This is a genomic window from Plebeiibacterium sediminum (genome assembly GCF_026013605.1).
GTDB classification, from domain to species: Bacteria; Bacteroidota; Bacteroidia; order Bacteroidales; family Marinilabiliaceae; genus Saccharicrinis; species Saccharicrinis sediminus.
This window is the reverse complement of sequence record NZ_JAPDPJ010000018.1, coordinates 1-21072: the sequence shown is the minus strand read 5'-3', so window position 1 is coordinate 21072 and position 21072 is coordinate 1. Positions and strand designations below refer to the sequence as shown.

The following is a 21072-nucleotide window of genomic DNA, read 5'->3' as shown; positions in this document are numbered from 1 at the left end:
ATGCGGAAATAATAATGCCTAATAAAATTCAAATGTTACGAAAAAATATTTCAATCATTTTATGTCTTTTAAGTATCAGCTTTGTTGGTGCAAATGCTCAGGATGCATGGAGTCTTGAAAAATGTATCAATCATGCATTCGAAAATAATTTAACAATTAAGAGACAAGAGATTAGTGTTGAAGTTCAAAAAAATGAGTTGAACCAAAATAAACTTAACAGACTTCCTGATATAAATGCCAGTTCAAATTACGGATTTAACTTTGGAGAAACAGGAGTTAGAGATGGTAATGATTATGTTTTTACAACAGACCCAATTCATAGCTTATCCTTAAGAGTCGGAGGATCGTTGCCTGTGTTTGATGGTTTTTCTCAGAGAAACGCTATTAAAAAGAGTGAAAAAGATCTTTTGTCTTTACAAGCTGAAGCAGAACGTATTCGTAATGATATTTCTTTACAGATTACCAGTTATTACTTGCAAGTTTTATTTGATAAAGAATTGCTTAATGTTTCAAAAGAGCAATATAATGTAAGTAAACAACAGGTAGATAGAACCAAGAAACTTGTTGATGCAGGTAGTCAGGCAATGGGAAGTTATCTTGAAATTAAATCGCAAGCAGCCAAAGAAGCTTTAAATGTTACTCAGCAAGAAAATAGCCTGGCACTTTCACTTTTAAATTTAGCTCAACTTTTAGATTTGGAGGATGTTTCAAATTTCGATGTTGTTTTTCCGGAAATACCAGCTGTAGAACAAATAAATCTGGAAGACCCCAAAAGTGTATTTAATACAGCAATGGGTATTATGCCTCAAATAAAAGCATCTCAATACAGTCTTGAAAGTAAAGAGTTGGATGTTGAAATTGCCAAAAGTGGTTATTTACCCAGCCTTAGTTTAAATTATAGTTTTACCAGCAATGGAAACTGGTATTTGAATGATAAGTATGATTATAACCGACCATTCTCAGATCAGTTTAGTGATAATAAAAATACTTATGTGGGTGCATCGTTGAGTATTCCTATTTTCAATAAATTTCAAACCCGAAATAGAGTTAAAACAGCTAAAGTTGGAGTGTTGGATGCTCAATACTCATTGGCACAACAAAAACTTGATTTAAGAAAAGAAATTCAGCAAGCTTACGCTGATGCATTAGCAGCATACAATAATTATTTGTCTAGTAACGAAGCTGTAGAATCATATAAAGAATCATTTAGATATACAGAACAAAAGTTTAATGTGGGATTGGTGAACTCAGTTGACTATAATGTAGCTAAAACAGATTTTATCAGAGCACAGTCTGATTTATTACAAGCAAAATATTCATATATACTTCGAATTAAGATACTTGATTTTTATAAAGGAATACCAATAGCTCTATAGTTTGATAGAAAGTGGAAAGCCCGTTTTTCGAAATTTGAAAAACGGGCTTTTTTGTATAAACAATTTTAAAAATAGTAAAGAGTCTGATTTATTTTTTCCATTTGATACTGCATCCAATAGCCTTCGTTGAATTTACAGCAACATCTTTATTGTCAACAATACTCGAAATAGCGTTTTCTACAAATTTCTCTTTAACAGCCTCGCTGTCCTGATAATTATCGTCGATAGCACCAATGTATTTTACAACCAGTTTTGACTTTTCTTTCTGCAAAAGAAAAACATGTGGAGTTTTGGTTGCTCCATAGGTTTTAGCTATTTCTTGAGTTTCATCAAATAAATACGGAAATGTAAAGCCTTTTTCACTGGCTCTCTCTTTCATTTTTTCAAAAGAATCTGATGGATAGGCAACAGGATCGTTAGGATTAATTGCAATTACAGGATATCCTGACTTTTTAAACTTTTTGTCAAGTGCAATAATTCTATCTTCGTATGCTACAGCATAAGGACAATGATTACAAGTAAAAATAACAATGAAACCTTTCGCAGAATCATAATCTTTTAATGACACATAAGAATCATCAATATTTTTTAGTTTAAAATCAATTGCTTCATCACCAGGAGCATATCCTTGTGAAAATGCAGATATGCTTAATACAAATGCGAATAGTAATACAGCTGCTTTTTTCATGAATTTTGTTTTTGATATGTTGAATAAATGTGATTGTTATAATTTACCTTCAATGTTTTCAGTGAGCTCCTCGTATGATACCTGACCTTCAAAAAAACTTCTCTGATTTTTACGATAGATGATTGTGGCAGGGATAGCACCTGACCATTCTTTATTAATATCGTTAATCCAAAAGTTACTGTTTGGATCGTTTAGTAGTAATACTTCTTCATTAATTACATTCTCTTTAATAAAAGGAATGAGCTTACTTTCTTTATATTTTGGAAAATCCAGACTTACGAAAATAAACTTAACAGGTTTGTGGCGCATGTCTTGAGCAACAGTCATAAAATGAGGAAGTTCTTCAATGCATGGTTTACACCAGGTTGCCCAAAAATTAATAACATATACCGTGTCGGATGGATTGTTTAAATACGGTTTAAACTGCTCATAATTAACTTCTTTTACACTTTGAGCTTTAATGGCAAATGAGGAAAAAAGAATTAAAGCAGCAATTAGAATCTTTATTTTCATTAGTAAGTATTTTGAGATCAATTTGTTTGTGTTGTTAAGTAAAGAACATAAAGGATAAAAGTAAGTTCAAATTACATCAGATTAATAGGAAAATAACTCCTATTAAAATATATGGAATTATACTAAATAGTGCATTAAGCCTAATTCATTATTTGCAAATATCAATTGATAATTGATTCAATTTACGAGACTTTAGTATTTAATGCAAATAGTAATTGTAGGTCCAAATTGTTTAGTGCATTGTGCTGCAAATCCGGTTCTTCATGTTCTTATATCCGTTTCAATTGCAAGAGATATGCAAATACCTTTAACATGTAAATAGGATTGTGTTGTTAAATTAAAAATTAGTGAGATGGTACTTTTAGTTTATATGTTATTTCGAATGCTTTTATCGGATAATACAATGAATATGAAGATAAAAGAATTAAATGCCTCTTCATTATATGTTTCTGAATGGGTATGTGTAAAGGAAGATAATGGAATTGCGTTACACGAAAGATGGGTTAAAGTAAATGAATCGTTAAGTGTAAGAGAGCGAAAAGGAATTATGGTTGTGGATGGTTCAATGGATGAGGTTATTTCGTTTTTAAGTAATCCTAAAACTGTAAAATTATGGATGAAAGGTATTAAAGAAGTCCGGTTAGTGGTTCATAAAGATGAGGAATTATTATACATAGTTATTAATCTTCCCTGGCCATTTTCAGATAGAGATTTGGTTGCGAAGTATTCTGTTACGCAAACAGGGCCCGATAATTGTGTGATCAGGATGAGTAGCGATACTTATAATGATATTGAGAAAAAAAATACTGTTCGAATAAAAAATTATGATGCTACGTGGAAATTAACGAAATTAGATGAGGGGAAAGTACAAATTCAATTTCAGGTTTTTTCTGCAGAACCACCATTATTTCCTCAGTGGGTTCAGGAACCTGTATTAAAAAAGGTCTTTTATCAGAATCTTTTACGTTTGAAAGATCAGTTTAAGAAAGGCTCTTAAAACCTTGCTCTGTCAATTGAAAAATAAGTAAATGAAACTTGCCTGAAGAAGTCTTTGCTTGCTCATAACGATGACTATTTAGGCGAGTTCCATGTGGCAAAAGAAAACTAATTTAAGACACATGAAAACAAAATTTGCAATAGTAACAGGAGGCACGAGTGGTTTAGGTAAAGCTTATGCAAAATACTTAGCCAAGTGTGGTTGGAATTTATTAATAACCGGTCGTAGAGAAAAGATACTTTTCCAGTTAAAATCAGATTTAGAGCAGAAGTATCATATTGAGGTGCAAATATGTATTGCCGATTTTAATAATGAAATTCAATTTAATGATCTGTTGGAAACCATTAAAAATTGTTCTCATGTTGATCTGTTAGTTAATAATGCTGGGTATGGTAGTAGGGAAGGTTTTTTTGAAGAAGATTACGAAAATCAGGTTAATATGTTGAATGTTCTGGTTTCTGCAGCAACAAAAATTGTACATGAGGTTGTACCAAAAATGCTCAAGGCAAACAAAGGATCTATTATAAATGTGGCATCAATGTCGGCATTTATTCCGGCACCATTAAATTACTTTTATTGTTCATCAAAAGCCTTTATGGTTTCGTTTACAGAATGTTTACATATTGATTTTTTACATTCTAATATTATGGTTCAGGCTTTATGTCCGGGATTTATTCATACCGAATTTCATTCAAAAATGGGTGTTGAAAATGATAAAAAGGGATTCAAAGAAAAGTTATTATGGATGAACCCGGAAGCCGTTGTGGCTTATAGTATTAAATCTTTAAGCAAAAGCAATGTGATATGCATTCCTGGATTTGTTAATAAGATGGTTTATAACTTAATGAAAATGATTCCTCGGACATTGAGCTACAGAATATTAAATAGACAAATGCCCGAGCATCATCATCCGGAATATTGCGTGGTTTAAACCTGTTTAAATTAAAAATTATGAAACCAAAAGATACATATGCAGTTGTAACAGGAGCAGGAAAGGGCTTAGGTAAATCTTTGTCTGTAGAATTAGCCCGAAGAAATAAAAACCTGGTTCTATTGGCTAAAGAAGGAGAGGATCTATTTGGTTTTGGAGCGTTTCTTACTAAAAAATATGGCGTAAAGATTCATTGTGTTGAAGTAGACTTTCTTCAGGAGGAATCGTTAGCAACAGTTGCCGATAAACTAAAAAATCTGAATGTAAATATTTTGGTTAATAATGCCGGTATTGGAGGTTCTATGTTTTTTGATCAGACAGACATTCAAAGAATAGACTCTATTTTACAGGTTAATATTAGAATGTTAGTAATGCTGACCAGATTGTTGATATCCAAACTTAAGAATCAAACTTCATCCTACATTTTAAATGTGGCCAGTATGGCATCGTGCTGTCCCATAGCCTATAAATCTGTTTACCCTGCATCAAAGGCCTTTGTTTATTCTTTTTCAAAGAGTTTAGCTGAAGAACTTAAATGTTTTGGGGTTCATGTTTGTGTTTTACTACCCGGACCAATAAAAACCAATAGTGAAGTAAGTCATCGAATTGAAAAACAAGGATGGTGGGTAAAAGCAGGATTGCAAACGCCAACCCAATTAGCCCAAATAGGTATTGATGCTTTGTTCCGTCATAAATCAGTAGTAATACCAGGATTGATAACAAAGATAAATTGGTTGTTGTTAAAAATCCTACCAAAATCAATCTGTATACCGATGGTTTCACAGGCTGTTAAAAATGAAATATCAGCAGTGGATTCAGCAGTTCCTTTAAAAGAATTGAAGTTTACTTAGGCAAAATAATAACCCCAATGATCTATTTTTTATATTAAAATACATCATTGAGGATTTATTTATTAGATATGTTGATGATGTGATAACTTCATGTCAGGATTTCTATTTAAACAGAAAATATCATTTGAAACAGCCATTGTAAAATGAAGTATAAATGCTGTTACAAAGGTCCCAGTGTAGATGGCTACAATACAAAATGCAATTCCCAATGGTATGGCTCCAAGTGTTTCAAATTTTCCTTTAGGAATATGAGCAATCACATAAAGTAAGGTATTGATACCAATGGCAACGTAAACACCATATATTTCCATGCTGGTAAAAAGCAATAATCCTCTAAAAAGAGATTCGTAGGCAAATAAGTAAAGTAACCAGCTAGCCAAATTCATCATATATAAATTAATACTCCAATCATGTGCTCTGATTATAGGGTATAATCTTTGATGGCTGGGTCTTTGTGATAGAGCATGGTTGAAGAATAAAATAAAAGGTATAACAACAATTAATGAAATAATCATTCTGTTTAAGGAATACTGTGTTGTGATATAAAAATTTCCTTCGTTACCTATGAATTTTACAATAATAAATGGCAATGCGCCAAGTAGAAATGCTCCTATAAAACGGCTGTAAATGATTTTTTTAATTTTATCATGGTCAACAGGCCTGTTTAAAATGAAAAAGGAAAGCACAAAAATTAAAGCAAAAGCTATTGCAATATAAAAAACGAGATAAGATGAGTTTAATGGTGCCATGACTTTAAAATTTAAAGGTTATGCGTCTCTCTGAATAGCTCAATATTTCGGTGGAGTTTGTTGAAAAATCTATTTCTTTCTTTTTCGCCCACCGAACTGATTAAATTAGATTTAGACATAATCGTTTTGTGAAAATTTGATACCCCGTCACAAAACACCTTGCTGTCAGAACACAAGAGTCCGAGTACATTATAAGTGAAGTAGGTGTAGCATTTATTGCCAACAGTTACATGTATGGTGTTGTCATTAATAACAATTTCGTTTTCGTATAAAATATAAGATCCTTCAATACCTTTAGGTTCTGAATCATAAAGAAATCTATAACCTAATTCTGCTTCTTTTTTATTATGGATTAGCCACTGTTCAAGCTTATCAAGTAATATTTCCAGATCTTCCTGAGATTCAAAATAGCCGGAAACCCAATAATATTCAATCTGGCGCATTAAAATTCTAAAGGTGTCTTCATTCCAAATCTCAATAGTTGGAATTTTTAGCGACAGCGCAGTAATTAAATTACACCGTTTCTTCATTTCATCAGAAATTGCTCCTGCTTTAAATTTTTTGTTTACCAAATGTTGAGCGTAAAATAAGGTCTTTTCCCAAAAGAAGAATTTAAAGGAAACAATTTCGGGGAATTGCAAGTACTGGAATATTGGTGGATCTTTAGCTGCATATACTATTTGCTTTTCCGGAGCCTGATTTATCTTTTGAATATTTGTTAATATAAAATCTAACCAGGATACGCCATTGAATTTGCCTGGTTCAACATGGTATGATTTAAAAACAAAGGTGTTGTTTTGTGGTAATAACAAGTCGTTTAAACAAATACCAAAATGTTGAGTAAGAAGAATGGCTTCTTCCAGAGATAGTTTTTTTTCACCTCGTAATCTTCTGTAGGCACTATCATATGAAATGCCCAATTTTTCAGAAACTTCATGAACCAAAGAAAAATTTGAATCCAACTTTTCTTTAATTGTTTCAAAAAACCTTGCTTGTATATCAGATAAATCAGCCATAAATTAAAGTTACGGCATTATCCTATGTTTTTCAATGGTAATTGAATAAGTAATTATGTTTATGAGGAAAAATATTCAAAACAGGATCGGGATCCTTATTGGTTATTTTAAATAATTCTTTTATTTCAGAAATCATGGTGGCTTAAAAAACATTATTTTTGTTCCATGACAGACATAAATATTCAAACGTACTATCAAAAATATGAAGAACTTCCTATTATTGACGTTCGTTCACCTGGAGAATATTCCAAAGGACATATTCCCGGAGCTTATAGTATTCCTTTATTTGATAATGATGAACGTGCCCATATTGGAACCGTTTACAAGCAACAAAGTAAGGAAGATGCAATTGAGTTAGGGTATAAATATGTTACACCTAAGCTACAATGGTATGTTGATGAGGCTCTGAAAGTGGCTCCAAATAAAACAGTTGTAGTTCATTGTTGGAGAGGAGGAATGCGTAGTCATTCATTTGCAAAACATCTTGAAGAAAATGGATTTAATGATGTTTTGGTAATTGATAAAGGATACAAAAGTTTCAGGAATTATGTATTGAGTTCGTTTGATATTCAAGCTGAACTAAAGGTGTTAGGAGGTTATACAGGAAGCGGAAAAACCTATATTCTTAAGAGTCTTGCAAATGCCGGTTGTCAGGTTGTTGATTTGGAATGTCTGGCGAACCATAAAGGCTCTGCTTTTGGTGCAATAGGCGAGAAAGAGCAGCCTTCGGTAGAGCACTTCGAGAATATGTTGTTCGATAAGTGGAGAAAGCTTGACTACAATAAACCTATTTATATAGAGGACGAAAGTCACAATATAGGTAAGGTAAAACTTCCTATGAATTTATACACTCAAATTCGTAATGCAGATTTGTTCTTCCTTGAAGTTCCTAAAGAAATGAGAGCAAATATTTTGGTGAAGGATTATGCAGGTGTTAATAATGAGTTGCTAAAAAAAGGGATCTTAAATATCTCTAAGAGATTGGGAGGTTATGTAACTAACCTTGCATTAGAGGCCTTGGAGAAGAATGATTATTTTCAGGTGGCTATGTTTACTTTAAATTATTACGATAAAAGTTATATGAGGGGCATGTTACGACGTGATAATAATAAAGTATTTAAAATAGAACTGTCTGATGCAGACCCTGAAACCAATGCAGCGTATATTAAAAATATAGTTGAAGAATATTTTGATAAATAATTTATTGTGATGCAAGATATTAAATTAACTCAATATAGTCATGGAGCGGGTTGTGGCTGCAAAATATCACCAAAGGTTTTAGATTCAATGTTGGTGAGCAATATCAATCCAATTCAGGATCATAATCTTATTGTAGGAAATGATAGCAGAGATGATGCTGCGGTTTATGATATGGGAGATGGGACTGCTGTTATTAGTACAACCGACTTTTTTATGCCTATTGTTGATGATCCATTTAAGTTTGGCCGTATTGCAGCCGCAAATGCCATTAGTGATGTGTATGCTATGGGTGGTAAACCATTAATGGCTATTGCTATTTTAGGCTGGCCTATTAATAAATTAGCACCGGAAATTGCTCAGCAGGTTTTAGATGGTGGCAGAGAGGCTTGTAAAGATGCCGGTATTTTATTAGCCGGAGGTCATAGTATTGACAGCCCGGAACCAATATTTGGTTTGGCAGTAACCGGAAAAGTTGAATTAACTAAATTAAAGCAAAACAATACAGCAACTGAAGGTTGTAAACTCTATCTGACAAAACCATTAGGTGTTGGAGTTTTAACTACCGCTCAAAAGAAGGGGTTACTTAAAGAAGCTCATGAGAATATAGCACCGGATTCAATGAGTAAATTAAATAGTATTGGTGCTGACATAGCTGAAATACCAGGAGTAAAAGCAATGACTGATGTTACTGGTTTTGGTCTATTGGGGCATTTATGTGAATTATGCGAAGGGAGTAACTTAAGCGCTCAAATTAATTACCGCCAAATACCACGTTTTGAAGTGGTAGAGGAATATATTGCAAAAGATTGTATTCCGGGAGGAACGCATAGAAACTGGGATAGTTTTGGTCATAAAATTGAGTTAGATGACGAATCATTGAAACTACTGTTGTGCGATCCGCAAACAAGTGGAGGACTCCTGATAGCTGTTGAACCAGAACATGCTTCTGAAGTTGAGCTATTATTAAATAAAAATGAGATTGAAACTTCTTGTTTTGGAGAATTGGTTTCAAAAAAAGATAAGCTTGTGGTTGTTAATTAACTACAGTTAAATATAAAAGCGTTTTACGTTAACCGGTTGTGGATGGTCTGAGCTGATTAAATTCTCTTGTAGATTTAATTCTTCAATCTGACCATCCCTAATTAGGTTAAAAGGGAATGTTTTTAATTGATTGCTCTTTAAATAGATGTTTTTAATTGAATCTGACTTTAGAATGTTCTCACATCCATCAGTAATTTGATTTTCGGTAAAGTCAATTACTCTTAATGCATTACAATCCTTAATGGATTCTGGAATGGATTTAAACTCATTATTTCCTAAGTATAACTTCTCTAAATATTGTAATTCAACAAGTGATTCAGGTAATGTATTAAGTTGATTTAGTCTGATATCTAAGCACTTTAAATTCTGTAACGCAGAAATTTCTTCCGGAATACATTTCAATTCATTATCCTGAATATTTAAATACTCAAGGTGTTTTAGTTTAAAAATAGCTTCAGGCCATTGTCCTTTTAGTCTGGTTTTTTGAATGCTAATATGGGTAACATTTCCATCTGTATTACATTGAAATCCTTTTAAAAACCAAACAGTTTTGTCTAACTGTTTAAGTTTTTTAGATATTTGTTTTTGTAGTTCTTCAATAATTATAATATCGTTCATGTATCGGATTTTCAGTGATATTCAAATATATAAATCTTTATTTATTGATATAATACTTACTTGCTTTTTATTTAAAGTAGATAGGAGATTCCTACAAAAATGACTACGGAAAATATAATTACATGCTACGTTATTAAAGGGAAGTTAATAATTCTTAATATCAACGCAAAAGCATATTTCATTATTGAATCTTGATGGTTTATCAAAACAATTGACTCGATAATTCAAAACATTCTACATTTGTGCTCCCCCCGTAATTAAAAGAGGAAAATTATATTTTAGTTATGGAAAAGAAGTGTGAAAAATTGGAGGGATGTCCATTTTTTAATGTAAAAATGAAAAATATGCCAGCAACTGCAGCTGGATATAAAAGAAAATTTTGTTTGGGTGATAATTCTACATGTGCAAGGTTTATTGTTTCAGAGAAATTAGGTCCAATCGAAGAATTAAAAAGTTTATTTCCAAACCAACAGGATAGAGTGAAGCAAATATTAGAGAAATATTCATTAGTTAAATAGTTTCTGTATTTTGCTTTAAAGAAAAAAGTGTCAAAATCTAAGTTTAGGTTTTGGCATTTTTTTTTACAAAAAAAAGGTCCTTTTCTCAAATTTTTAAAATTCAAGAAAAGGACAAGGGAATCAATAATCCAAATTTAGAGAGTAGGATTATTTCTTTAATATTTTATGAACAATAGTTTTTTTGTCTTGAATGATCTCTACAAAGTAAATGCCAGAACAATAATCTGAAATGTTCAAGTTTGTGCTATTTGAAATTATTTTTTCACTTGTTAGCTTACAACCTGCATTATCATAAATGTTTAGTTGAAAATTTGAACTCTCAGCTTCAATATGAACATGATCTGTAACTGGATTTGGGTAAATTCTAACAGGTACTGTCTTTTCTTTAAAAACAGCTGTTGTACCACAGTTTGTTGCGGTACCACCTAAATCTAATATTGTTGTAGGATTGTTTGTAATCCACAGTTTATCTAAAAATGCCCCATCTTCACGATAAGCAATCGTTAACGTGTGTTCGCCTTCTGCTAAATAAAAAGTAGATGGATAGTTAACCCATTTCCATGAAGGAGCTGAAATGCCATTCCACATACTAAAATTACCATTATCCATTTTAATCCAGAAGGAGTCATCGTTTGCACTTGGGCAAAACACACGAGTAGATAAGGTATAGGTACCTGCTGTGTTTACACTAAAAGTGTAGCTCAATAATCCTGAATTATCCGAAGTTGCATTGGATGTACTGTTGTTTCCATTTTTAATAGTTACATATGAATCATTAGAGGCATTGTTGTCAGATTTAATGTCCCATAAGGAACCAACAGTACCACATTCTGCCTCTAGCCATATTCCTGATCCTTCGTTGATTGAAATAACGACTTCATCAGTTGCAGTATTATTATCAATATCTGTTACAGTAAGCGTTATTGTATTAATGCCAGAAGGTAAATCAACTAAAGGCAGTTTCCCTGTTGCTATTATATTTCCATCAATGCTCCATTCATATTTAGCAATATCATTCCCAAAATCAAAGCTGTTGGATCCGTCTAAAACAACAGTTTGACTACCCGTAGCATTGTAATCAATAACAGTTTGATCTTTACCAGCATCAGCAATAAGAGGATAATTATTTTCAATATTAGTGAATAAATTAACATCAACAGAGTTACCAAGAAAGGCATATCCTGCTGTATTTGGGTGTAACCAATCGTTTGAGTATTGTGTAATAAGTTTTTCGTGGTCAGCAGGATCTTTTATTGCGCTATCAAAATCAATAACAGCATCAAATTGACCTGAAGTACGAATCCAATTATTAACAGTAGTTCTCATGTTTTCATGGACAACAGAGTAATGACCACTTCCTTTAAAAGGAGTAATGGTTGCTCCATATACTTTTATGTTTCGGGAGTGAGCATCATCAATTATTGTTTGATAAGCATTAATAATACCTGAAGTAGTTCCACCATACGCAATATCGTTAGTTCCATAAAAGATGATAATCCATCGTAGACCATACTGTTTTAGTAAATCATCTTTATATCTGTTAATTCCTGCTGTGGGACTTGATCCTGAAACCAAAGTAGCACCGATTCCTAAATTAAGTACACCTACATCATTTGTTTGATCGTTGTTTAAAAGCTTTTCTGAGAAAATATCAGTCCAACGATTTTGCAATCCACCAGAAAGACCATAGCCATCAGTTATGGAGTTTCCTATAATTCCAACACATCCAGAAGTTGAGGGTGACAACACTTCAATGGTGTTAATATGAAACCAGTGTGCTGTGACAATAGCTCCGCTAAAACTTTCAGAAGACGACTGATCGCCTGCAAGAATATAAGAGTCAGTGCGTGAGGCAACATGACTGGTAATGTCAGTATTTGAATCTGCTTCTCCATAATAAATTGTAATGGCCACTCTCATACTTGGAGTAAGCGAAAAATCTATAGGATCAGAATAAATGGAACCGTATGGATCCATAGTAACAGAACTATTGCCATCAAACTTTAATTCTTTAATTGTAGAAGCATCAATAGAACTACCTCCAGTTGATACTGCTATTTTAACAGATTTCATGGTAACCGGGGTAGAGCAGGTTTTATTGGAGAATTTCATTCGTATCTTTTCTCCTCCAATAGAAACACGAACCACTTGTCGTAAAGTATTGTTTTTAATATAAGGTGATGGAGGAGTATTGCCCGAACCTGCTGCATAAGGAGCACAACTCCATGTGCCCACCCAAATATCAGATTGTGCAATAGTATTTGGTGCACTAATTAAAATAAATATGAGTAGCGTAAGTGTATTGACGCTTAGGTTGTTTAGATTTTTTTTAGAATACATTAGATGATAATTAAGAGTTTTAGAGAAGTAGTTATAAGTTTATTTTCCAGAGTATTTAAACCAATGGTATTTAACTTTAAGATCTTTGTTCTCATTATCCGTAAAGGCATACATGGCGTATAAACACCCGGTAAAACCACCAGCGGTATTGGTGCTTAAAAATTTAGCATCTAATTCAGGACCAATCTCATTCCAATTATTTTCCTTTTCAGCATAGAAAAATCTGTACACATCCACATCTGATTCAATTTTTAACTGGATATGATCAGTATTAGCAATAGTTTCAGAGCTAATTTCTACAAATGAATCACCTTCGGCTTTTAATAACTGAACTACTGGTTTACCTTCTTTTATCGTTTGGCATAAAAAGTAATAATGTCCAATATTTTGAAATACTACCAATCCGGCCTTGTCGGCTTCAGTTTCCGGATTAAAATATAATTGAGTTGAAGCAAAGCCTTTTTTATGTTGTTGACGTCTTCCTATAAAGGATGGCGTGTTTGTATATATTAATTTGTATGGTAATACATCCATATTTAAGGAACCTTCTGCAGTTGTATCAATATTGTACCAATTATTGTTTGAGGCACGAATCGTTAGCCAGGTAAAATCAAGCGAATCGGCTTTAAAGTTTTCAGAAATAGAAAAAGCTCCATTTAAAGGGGTATAGTCTTCAGAAGTTGGAAAAGCACCACTAAATACATAACTATTTTGAACCGGTTCAAAATCCGGATTTATAATGGGCCAACCATCTTGCCATTTCACCGGCGCCATAAATGTTTCACGTCCTAAATTATAATGATCTCCAGTGTATGGTCTGCAACCTAAAAATATGGCCCACCAGTTTCCATTTAAATCCTGAATCATATCAGCATGACCAGTTGAAGTAACAGGATCAATCCTATTTGGATCTAACCCTTTTTGTGTTAAGATTGGATTTTGATCCCATGGCTCAAAAGGTCCCATTACATTTTTAGATCTGAAAATAACCTGCGAATGGTCTTCACAAGTACCACCTTCTGCGGCAAAAACATAATAATACTCATTTACTTTATACATATGTGGACCCTCAATCCAAATAGGCTTTTTTGATAGATCCACACCGCCGTTTACCAGAATTGCGTTATCACTGATCACAGCCATTTTGTTAATGTCAATTTCGTTGATGCGAATGGTATGGTGTCCTGTATATAGTGGTTTGTTATCAGGTGCTTCACTATTATATATTATATATGTTCTTCCATCTTCATCAAAGAAAAGGGATGGATCAAAACCAATTACTTCAGGAAATACGTTTAAGGCTGACCACGGACCTCGGGGATCTTTAGCTGTAACAATGTAGTTTTCTCTGTTACCAACTTCTGTACAGGCTACATAATAGGTACCGTTGTGATATTCAATTGTAGGAGCGTAGGTTCCTTTATCGGTAATGCCTAAACTATCTACTTGTAATTGATCTATGCGGTTGAGTACATTTCCTACTTGCTCCCAATGAACCATGTCCGGACTATAAAAAACTGGAATGCCAGGAAAATATCCAAAGGTAGATGTTACCATATAATAACCATCAGCTCCTTTACAAATACTGGGGTCAGGGTAAAATCCTGGTAGTATTGGATTTGTAATTTCCATGCTAATCGTGTTTGTAACAGGAGTGTTTTTACAAGAAAACAAGGCTGTTAAACATATTGTAATACAGAATATAATTTTAATCGATTTCATTTTCAAAGATTTATTAAGGTGTTGAAAGCTCCTTTAAATAATCAAGAGACCGCATTTGATTTTTGTGGAGGTAAAGAAAAATGGAATTAGACAAAATGAAGGTTATTTTTTTAGATATAAAGGGGGAATTTTTAGATAATGACTTTTATAAATGGAGATTTTTGTATGGATTTATAAAATTCGTCTGTAGTTATCATACGTTTTTGATACTAATGATTAAAAGATGGTGTAAAAAATTGCACTGAAGTAGATAAAACTGAACTGTAGTCATTTATTTATTAAAAAAAAAGCATGATTTGTTTTAAGTTGTTAAAAATTACACACTTTATATAAAAATATACTCCTCCTTCGAATTTCTCCTCAATAAATTTGAATTGTTGATAAGATAAGACACAATGTCTTTCTTAATTTATTTAACTCTTAAAAATTTATATTATGAAAAAAGGTTTACTATTATGGGTATTATGCCTGATTAGTATGGTTACATTTGCACAGGTGGATTTGCAAACTATAACATTCCAAACTGAGGATCCATCAACGACAACTACTTATACATTTACTAGTCCCGTTGCACAAATTGGAGGAAATGTTTTTGTCCCTCTTTCAGACTATGCTCATGAAGGTGTTAATGGTGATAGGTATTGGGATTTAACTTCATATGTTGGACTTAAGTTTGATTTAACTTTTTCTTCTGGAGATGTTGGAAAAACAGCAGTACTTAGGGTTGTTTATTTTGGAAATAATTTATCTGCAAAAAGTATTTATAAAAGCGTAAATATTGCTACTGAAAATATAACAGTAATATTTAATTTCTCAACAGATGGATTTGAAACTAATAAAGTTTGGGGAATCAAGACTCCAGCTTCTTGGGATGGTAATTCATCTAATATAACAGCAACTGAAGAATTTATAGTGAATAGCATAATGGCATTAAATGACATTCCGAATGCTATAGAAAATGTTAAAGTAATGCAAGATCCAGATCGGTTGGTGAATGTATATAGCTTAACAGGTGCGTTAGTTAAAAGTAAGGTTAAATATATAGAAGCTACAAATGGATTAAATAAAGGTATCTATATTGTAGATGGCAAGAAATTATTTGTTACGGGGAATAGATAATAGTTTTGATTCTAAAGAAAAAAGGATGGTAATTTTTATTACCGTCCTTTTTTTGTTTCTATACATTAACTGCTGTTATCATTGTAACGTTATCCTATTCTAAAGGTAAATGTTCGATTCTTTTGTATGAGTGACATTTTAATTTATTTATAAACTCTACCTATTTAAGCGTAGATGTATATGATTGGTAATGATGTGTAATTGATCTGGAGTTAATATTTCATTCATAGTATGTAGATCTATTTATTAGTATTGGATTTTGTCAATTGGGGTATGTTTCTCTGTTTTTTTTAGGGTTATTTTTATGTTTTTCTGAAATAAGGGACCTTTATTCATTCTTAAATAAAGGGGTTATTTTTTTAAGGTAATTCTAAAAATTAATGTATTATTTAGTGTAAAATATAGATATATAGTGCTTTAGTTGTTATTCTGTTCAGAAGTTCCAGGAGGAAAAAATAAGACAAAAGAGTAAAAATATGAAGCAGGAATATGCAATTGTTAAAAAATATAACAAGATGTAAAAATGTATCCTATTAATACAAAAAATTACCCTCCCTTGTGTTACAAAGCAAATACTTTAGTCTTCGTGAAATAATAAGCAAACAATTTTAATAAAAACAATATTTGAGATTTTTATGAAAAGGGCAAATCAGATTTTCTTAGGTGGAAAAAGTAGGGCTTTTGTTTTAGTAGTAGTACTTACTGCCTACTTAGGAATGTTATTTAATAGTTGTTCCAGTTGCAGCAAGGATGTTATTCAGGATGATGGCGAGTTAAAGTTTGTGTCATTTGATAATAAAGACAATCAGTTTGCAATCGTTTCAGAGGATGCAACAGCTTCTTTGTTAATTGACTCATCATCAAGTGTAGGTGTTCAAAAGGTGTTGTATCTGTTTCAACAGGATGTATTAAATGTTACAAGCACAAAGCTAAACGTGGTTAATACCGTTCCGAAAGATTCTAAGAATGTTGTTCTTGTTGGAGTTGTTGGTGAATGTAAGTTCTTAAAACAATTAGAAGAAGTAGGTAAAATCAACCTGGATGAGATTAAAGGTAAATGGGAAAATTCATTAATTGTAACCGTAGAAAATCCATTTCCAGGTGTTGATAATGCAATAGTTGTAGCGGGTAGCGATAAGCGAGGGGCTATTTTTGGATTATTTGAATTGTCAAAACAGATGGGTGTATCTCCATGGTATTGGTGGGCAGATGTACCTGTTGAATCCCATCAGGAAGTTTATGTTAAAGCCGGGAGCTATAATTTGGGAGAACCTAAAGTACAGTATCGTGGAATTTTCTTAAATGATGAAGAACCAGCATTAGGTCCTTGGGTACGTGAAACTTTTGGCGGTTTTAATGCTCAGTTTTATGATAAGGTGTTTGAGTTAATCCTTAGAATGAAAGGTAATTATTTATGGCCAGCCATGTGGGGAAAAGCTTTTGCTGATGATGATCCTAAAAATGCAATTTTAGCTGATGAATATGGAGTGGTAATTGGTTATTCGCATCATGAGCCAATGATGAGGTCGCATAAAGAATGGAGTAAGTATGGAGAAGGTGATTGGAATTATGTTACCAATAAAAAGAAATTACAGGAATTCTGGAGAGAGGGCATACAGCGCAATTTGGGTAAAGAAAGTTTGGTTACTGTAGGAATGCGTGGTGATGGAGATGAGCCAATGAGCGAAGATCGTAATATTGACCTTTTAACTCAGATTGTACAGGATCAAAGAAGAATTATTGAAGAAGAAACGGGAATGCCTGCAAATGAAGTTCCTCAAGTATGGGCATTATATAAAGAAGTTCAGGAATATTACGATAAAGGCATGCGTGTAGATGATGATATCACACTTTTATATTGTGATGATAACTGGGGTAATGTACGTCGTTTACCAACCGAAAAAGAAAGAGTCAGAAAAGGTGGAAGTGGAATGTACTATCATTTTGATTATGTAGGTGGTCCGAGAAGTTATAAGTGGATCAATACCAATCATCTGCCAAAAATATGGGAGCAGAATAAATTAACCTATGATTATGGTGGTGAAAAACTTTGGGTAGTAAATGTAGGTGATTTAAAACCAATGGAATTGCCAATTCAGTTTTATTTAGATTTAGCATGGGATCCGGATAAAATGGATATCTCTAAACTAAAAAGTTATACTAAAAAATGGGCAGCTCAGCAATTTGGTAAAGAATATTCTGTACAAATAGGATCTATACTTGATCGTTACGGAAAATATTCTTCCCGCATTAAACCGGAACAATTAAATATGTTTACATACTCATCAGTTAATTATAAAGAATTTGAATGTGTAACAAATGAGTTAAATGAATTATGTAAAGAAGTTCTTGATGTAGAAAGTAAGTTAAACGATAAATATAAAGATGCTTATTTTCAGCTGGTAAAATATCCTGTAGAAGCCTTATCGAATTTATATAACCTGTATCATGTACAGGCTAAAAACAATATCTATTATCATCAAAAAAGATCTGCAACGAATTTAATGGCTGATAGTGTTGCCTATTACTTTAAAAGAGATTCTATACTAAAACTGCAATATCATCAGGACATCAGTGGTGGTAAGTGGAATCATATGATGAATGAGATAAAAACTGGATACAGATCATGGAATACCCCTCGTAAAGAAATTATGCCAAAGGTTAACCGTTTAGTGGTAAAATCAGATATCGAACCTCAGATATATGTTGAGGGTACAGAAATAAATGATAGCACTAATGCATATGAGTTGCCAGAATTTGATGTGTTCAAAAATCAGACTTATTTCTTCGAGATTTTTAACAAAGGGTGTCAGGAATTTGACTTTAAGTTAAAACCAGCTGCTGATTGGATTAAAACTTCTGTTTCGGAAGGAAAAGTAATTGATGAGAAAAGAATATATGTAACAATCGACTGGTCAAAGGCACCAAAAGGCAATAATAGTAATGTTATTACAGTAAATGCTGAAGATAAAGAATATAAAGTTGGGGTTAAGATATTTAATCCTTCTCAGGAGGTAAAAAGCCAAATGAAAGGATTTGTAGAAAGTAATGGTTACATATCTATTGAAGCATCTGACTATACTTCTAGCCTTACTGATAATAACTTTAACTGGATGACCATACCTGATATAGGTTTAACAGGAGATGGAGTTACCATAATACCAAGGCTTTACAATGATACATTAGTGTTGGATAGTACATTTTTGGAATATAATGTATGGATGAAGAGTCCCGGCAAAGTAAAAGTGTACGCTTATTTTTCCCCTACATTAAATTTTAAAGGAGGTGAAGGATTAAAGTATGGAATGTCTTTAAATGATGAAACTCCAGAGGTGGTTAATGTACATGATCAATCAACTTTTAATTGGGGTAGAGTAGTTACTGATAATTTAAATATTTGTCTTTCAGAACATGAAATAAAGGAATCAGGAAATAATACACTCAAGTTTCATGTATTGTCACCAGGATTAGTCTTACAAAAAATAGTAATTGATGCAGGTGGTTTAAAAAGAACAAAATTAGGACCTGATGCGACGTGTGCTAAAAGTACACTATAATTCTTTTAGACTTTAGATATGATGATATAAGAATGAAAATTACATATAAATAATAATGTTAATTATAAATCTAAATTAAAGCGTATGAAAAAATTTAATCTCAAAAAAGGAAGGAGTTGTATTCAATTCTCTTTTTTTGAAGTTGTTAATAAACCAAGAGGTGTTGGTGTTTATGAGTATTTAAAAAAGGAAGAGTGTAGATCCCTTTGTAAAAACTTTGAATGATTTAGCAATTATAATTTGAGGATGAAATGAAAAATATGAATTATTTATTGTCTCAAAAATTACCCTTATTGAATAAATATGGGAGTAACCTGTTAAAAAGCATTGCCTTTTTTATGGTTATAATTTTTTCTACTTCCGTTTATGGGCAGGATACAAGGCTTATAACAGGAGTAGTGACTGATGAACAAGATGAACCTGTTGTTGGAGCAACAGTAGTTGTAGAAGGAACAACTGTAGGTATTATTACTGATTTTAATGGAGAGTTTTCATTAAATGTTCCTAATGATGCTACAACACTTGTAATTTCCTTTATTGGATTACAAACCCAAAACATAGCTCTTGCCGGTAAAACAACATTTAAAGTTGTTTTAGCTGCAGAAACTGAACTTTTGGAGGATGTAATTGTGGTTGGTTATGGCCAGCAGAAGAAAGAGAGTGTAGTAGGATCTATTACACAAACAACAGGTGAAACGCTTCAGCGTTCCGGAGGTGTAACTAATGTGGCTGCAGCTCTTACAGGACAACTTCCTGGTGTAATTACTACTCAATCTTCAGGTCAACCTGGAGAAGAAGATCCTAGTATTATTATTCGTACAAGAACATCATGGAATAATAGTGAGCCATATATTCTGGTAGATGGAGTTGAGCGTTCAATGAGTGATGTGGATATTTCTTCAGTTGAAAGTATTTCTGTGTTAAAAGATGCTTCTGCTACTGCAGTTTATGGTGTTAAGGGGGCAAATGGTGTTATTTTGATTACTACTAAACGAGGTAAAGAAGGTAAAGCAAGTATTCAGGTTCGTGGTAATGCAACTATGAAAATACCATCAAAACTACCTGCGAAATACGATTCTTATGATGCCTTAATGCTACGTAACCTTGCTATAGAAAGGGAAATGGCTGTTTCAGAGGCTAGTTGGGCAGATTATTATCCAATGGAACAAATCAACAAGTTTCGTTATCCAGCCAACGCAGCAGAGGCAGAAAGATACCCAAATGTCGATTGGGAAGATGTACTCTTTAAAGATTACACCATGTCGTATAATGCAAGTGCCAATGTTTCTGGTGGAACGAAACTTGCAAAATATTTTGCTGCAGTTGATATTTTAAATGAAGGTGACTTATTTAAAACAGTTGAAAACGGACAAGGATATACTCCGGGTTTCAGCTATAATAGAATTAATGTTAGAAGTAACCTTGATTTTCAGTTAACCAAAACCACTAAATTTAGTTCTAATCTTTTTGGAACTAACGGTGTTAAACAAACACCATGGGGTTTTAGTGGTAGCGGACCTTGGCAAGCTGCATATTTTACTGCACCAGATGCAATGGTTCCTTTTTATGAGTCATATGGTATTTGGGGATATTATTCACCACATGCTGCTGCGCAGCCAAACTCTGTTTATGAGTTAGCACGTAATGGTTTGGAAAAACAAACTCAAACAAAAATTACAACCGACTTTAAATTAGATCAAAAACTTGATTTTGTTTTAAATGGTTTAAGTCTTGGAATTACTAGATATTCCGGTGATGTTGACCCCTCATTCCGGTCATATTGACCCCCTTGGATTTGGGTAACTAAAAATGGTTAGTGTGACAAAATTACATCTT

The 21072-nt window shown here is 32.8% G+C and carries 17 protein-coding genes; 10 read left to right on the top strand and 7 right to left on the bottom strand.

Annotated features, from left to right (window positions below):
- The first annotated feature begins 32 nt into the window (after nt 1-32).
- The gene (locus OM075_RS09620; protein ID WP_301190290.1) at nt 33-1376 is read left to right on the top strand and encodes a TolC family protein; all 1344 of its coding nucleotides are present in this window, start codon (nt 33-35) and stop codon (nt 1374-1376) included.
- Between the two features lie 88 nt (nt 1377-1464).
- Here the strand turns inward: OM075_RS09620 and OM075_RS09615 are convergent, their stop codons facing one another.
- Both OM075_RS09615 and OM075_RS09610 read right to left on the bottom strand, forming a co-directional pair.
- Entirely contained in the window at nt 1465-2064 is a 600-nt protein-coding gene (locus OM075_RS09615; RefSeq protein WP_301190289.1) for a thioredoxin family protein, read from the bottom strand.
- A 36-nt stretch (nt 2065-2100) separates the two neighbouring features.
- Nucleotides 2101-2577, bottom strand: a complete 477-nt coding sequence (locus OM075_RS09610) for a TlpA family protein disulfide reductase (protein WP_301190288.1) — start codon at nt 2575-2577, stop codon at nt 2101-2103.
- 409 nt (nt 2578-2986) lie between these two features.
- On the opposite strand from OM075_RS09610, the gene OM075_RS09605 reads away from it, so the two are divergent.
- The 3 genes from OM075_RS09605 (at nt 2987) to OM075_RS09595 (ending at nt 5356) form a co-directional block, all read left to right on the top strand.
- A complete protein-coding gene (locus tag OM075_RS09605) occupies nt 2987-3574 on the top strand; it encodes an SRPBCC family protein (protein WP_301190287.1) in 588 nt (195 codons plus the stop codon).
- A gap of 121 nt (nt 3575-3695) precedes the next feature.
- Complete coding sequence (locus tag OM075_RS09600) at nt 3696-4505, top strand: SDR family NAD(P)-dependent oxidoreductase (protein ID WP_301190286.1); 810 nt, start codon at nt 3696-3698, stop codon at nt 4503-4505.
- A 20-nt stretch (nt 4506-4525) separates the two neighbouring features.
- Nucleotides 4526-5356, top strand: coding sequence for an SDR family NAD(P)-dependent oxidoreductase (locus OM075_RS09595; protein ID WP_301190285.1), 831 nt, complete (start codon nt 4526-4528; stop codon nt 5354-5356).
- 62 nt (nt 5357-5418) lie between these two features.
- On the opposite strand, the gene OM075_RS09590 is transcribed toward OM075_RS09595, so the two are convergent.
- Nucleotides 5419-6105 (bottom strand): CPBP family intramembrane glutamic endopeptidase, encoded by a 687-nt coding sequence (locus OM075_RS09590; protein WP_301190284.1) that lies wholly within the window; start codon nt 6103-6105, stop codon nt 5419-5421.
- 11 nt (nt 6106-6116) lie between these two features.
- Nucleotides 6117-7121, bottom strand: a complete 1005-nt coding sequence (locus tag OM075_RS09585; protein WP_301190283.1) for a hypothetical protein — start codon at nt 7119-7121, stop codon at nt 6117-6119.
- A gap of 165 nt (nt 7122-7286) precedes the next feature.
- Between OM075_RS09585 and mnmH the strand changes: the two genes are divergently transcribed.
- Both mnmH and selD read left to right on the top strand, forming a co-directional pair.
- Complete coding sequence (mnmH, locus tag OM075_RS09580; protein WP_301190282.1) at nt 7287-8321, top strand: tRNA 2-selenouridine(34) synthase MnmH; 1035 nt, start codon at nt 7287-7289, stop codon at nt 8319-8321.
- Nucleotides 8322-8327: 6 nt separating this feature from the next.
- A complete protein-coding gene (selD, locus tag OM075_RS09575; RefSeq protein ID WP_435873472.1) occupies nt 8328-9362 on the top strand; it encodes a selenide, water dikinase SelD in 1035 nt (344 codons plus the stop codon).
- A 6-nt stretch (nt 9363-9368) separates the two neighbouring features.
- Here selD and OM075_RS09570 read toward each other — a convergent pair whose 3' ends face one another.
- Nucleotides 9369-9980: a leucine-rich repeat domain-containing protein gene (locus OM075_RS09570; RefSeq protein WP_301190280.1), complete on the bottom strand. Its 612-nt coding sequence runs from the start codon at nt 9978-9980 to the stop codon at nt 9369-9371.
- 284 nt (nt 9981-10264) lie between these two features.
- Here OM075_RS09570 and OM075_RS09565 point away from each other — a divergent pair, with 284 nt between their 5' ends.
- Complete coding sequence (locus tag OM075_RS09565; RefSeq protein WP_301190279.1) at nt 10265-10498, top strand: hypothetical protein; 234 nt, start codon at nt 10265-10267, stop codon at nt 10496-10498.
- A 147-nt stretch (nt 10499-10645) separates the two neighbouring features.
- Here OM075_RS09565 and OM075_RS09560 read toward each other — a convergent pair whose 3' ends face one another.
- Together OM075_RS09560 and OM075_RS09555 are read right to left on the bottom strand one after the other, a co-directional pair.
- Complete coding sequence (locus OM075_RS09560; protein WP_301190278.1) at nt 10646-12838, bottom strand: GDSL-type esterase/lipase family protein; 2193 nt, start codon at nt 12836-12838, stop codon at nt 10646-10648.
- Nucleotides 12839-12877: 39 nt separating this feature from the next.
- Nucleotides 12878-14560, bottom strand: a complete 1683-nt coding sequence (locus tag OM075_RS09555; RefSeq protein ID WP_301190277.1) for a glycoside hydrolase family 43 protein — start codon at nt 14558-14560, stop codon at nt 12878-12880.
- Between the two features lie 435 nt (nt 14561-14995).
- Between OM075_RS09555 and OM075_RS09550 the strand changes: the two genes are divergently transcribed.
- The 3 genes from OM075_RS09550 to OM075_RS09540 all read left to right on the top strand — a co-directional run bounded on the left by OM075_RS09550 (nt 14996) and on the right by OM075_RS09540 (nt 21020).
- Complete coding sequence (locus tag OM075_RS09550; RefSeq protein WP_301190276.1) at nt 14996-15679, top strand: hypothetical protein; 684 nt, start codon at nt 14996-14998, stop codon at nt 15677-15679.
- A 635-nt stretch (nt 15680-16314) separates the two neighbouring features.
- Nucleotides 16315-19236 carry a glycosyl hydrolase 115 family protein gene (locus tag OM075_RS09545; protein WP_301190275.1) on the top strand — a complete coding sequence of 974 codons (2922 nt, stop codon included), beginning with the start codon at nt 16315-16317 and terminating at the stop codon, nt 19234-19236.
- A 251-nt stretch (nt 19237-19487) separates the two neighbouring features.
- On the top strand, nt 19488-21020 hold the full coding sequence (locus OM075_RS09540; RefSeq protein WP_301190274.1) for a SusC/RagA family TonB-linked outer membrane protein: 1533 nt from the start codon (nt 19488-19490) through the stop codon (nt 21018-21020).
- Nucleotides 21021-21072 lie beyond the last annotated feature (52 nt).